We start from the raw sequence: 1,532 nt of genomic DNA, 5'->3' as shown, positions 1-1,532 counted from the left end.
GCTTTCAATTACCCACAAATTCTCCTCCGACCATGACACCTAGCGCTATGTCGGTGAGACGTGACAGCCCGCGCCACATGACGGTATTGCCGGGTGGCGGATCGCTGGCGCGGGCGAGATAACCGCCGAGCCGGGCGACCTTGATCAGATAGTGCGACAGCGTTTTCCGTCTTGCTTTTGGTCTGTCGTTCACGAGGCGATCGAGCACGCCGATTTCAGTTGCGGTCAACGCGAGGGTTGGCGGCGCGTCTGGAGCCGAACGGTTGAGCATCGTCATCCAAAAGACCCGCCAACTCAGGATGCAAAAGAGCGAGATCAGATTGGTCAGACGCTGGGCGGTCCTGAGCTTTGACTGCTCAGCTTTGCAGCCTGATTTAAGGATCTTGTGGAACACCTCGATCTTCCATCTCAAAGCATACCATTCGAGCTTCTCAATGGCGTCGGTGCGGGAGCTAACAGGCAGATTTGTGATCAGCTTCCACTGGATTGTCTTTCTATTCTTCGGCGTCATGCGTTCTTCGGCATGGATCACCGTCAAGGTCAGCGCGGGATAGCGCTTCTGCTTTCCGATCGGCGGCAGGACGCGAAGCTTGCGATATCTGATCTCGAGGACGGCTTCATCGGGATCGCCGTTGTTGTTTCTGACGTTGATGCGATGCAGTCCCTTGACGAAAACCTCGTCCATTTCGTCGGCGATCGTGTGATTTCCATCCCCGGCCAAACGGTCAACGCAAGTCCTAATCACGAAATGCGTTCCAGCCTCCCGGGCCGCGCAGAACAGCTCATAGATGTCGCTCTCGCGATCACCGACATGGATGCATCGTCCCGAATCGCCCAGCAGCTCTGTGGATTGACGGACATTGTCCAGCCACCGAATGCTCTCCTTCTTCTCGATGGGAACGCGCGTCGGATTGATCTTCTTCTTAAGCGCGGCAGTCCCCTTGAATTTCTTCCGGGTCCAGAATTTGACCGCCGTCAGTCCAAGCGGCAGCCCTTCGGTTGTCACCGCCAGGCTCGAGTGCATCAGGATACCGCAAACCGTGTGCGACCTCAGGCGGCCCGCCTTGTCGCGCCCACTGTTTATGCTCTTGGTGATCCCGATCGCGTCTGAGTTCTCTCTTTGATAACTGAACTCGGTCGTATCGTGGAGCACTAGAATAGGCCCGTCGGTGGCAATCGTGCGCTCCCGCGTCGATTGAAAGTGGCCGGCCAGAATGTCCGCCTCACTGACCCGGTCGTTGGAGAAAAAACGATACGCGGCCTTGGTATTAGCCCAGTCCTGGCACACCAGCGGAATGCTTTCTCCCATGGCGCTCCCGATCTGCGCTACCAGTTTGCGGAGCCGCTTATTCAGGCGCTCGTCGGCAAGGTTGCAGCCAGCGAGCTCGCGATCAAACCATCCGTCGGCTTCTTCGTCCATTGGCACCGCCCCATGCGAATCGGTGCCAGACAAGGAATCACGGTCGATTCCTGCGATGCAATAGTTGGTGCGCTCCCTAAGCCCTCTCGGCTAAATGTGGGTAATTGAAAGC

The 1,532-nt window shown here is 57.1% G+C and carries 1 protein-coding gene; it reads right to left on the bottom strand.

Annotated features, from left to right (window positions below):
• Window positions 1–4: 4 nt before the first annotated feature.
• Window positions 5–1,420: an IS4 family transposase gene (locus IVB01_RS04290; protein ID WP_247494256.1), complete on the bottom strand. Its 1,416-nt coding sequence runs from the start codon at window positions 1,418–1,420 to the stop codon at window positions 5–7.
• Between the last annotated feature and the right edge of the window lie 112 nt (window positions 1,421–1,532).

Source organism: Bradyrhizobium sp. 164 (assembly GCF_023073715.1).
Taxonomy (GTDB): Bacteria; Pseudomonadota; Alphaproteobacteria; order Rhizobiales; family Xanthobacteraceae; genus Bradyrhizobium.
This window is presented reverse-complemented; position numbering and strand designations above follow the sequence as displayed.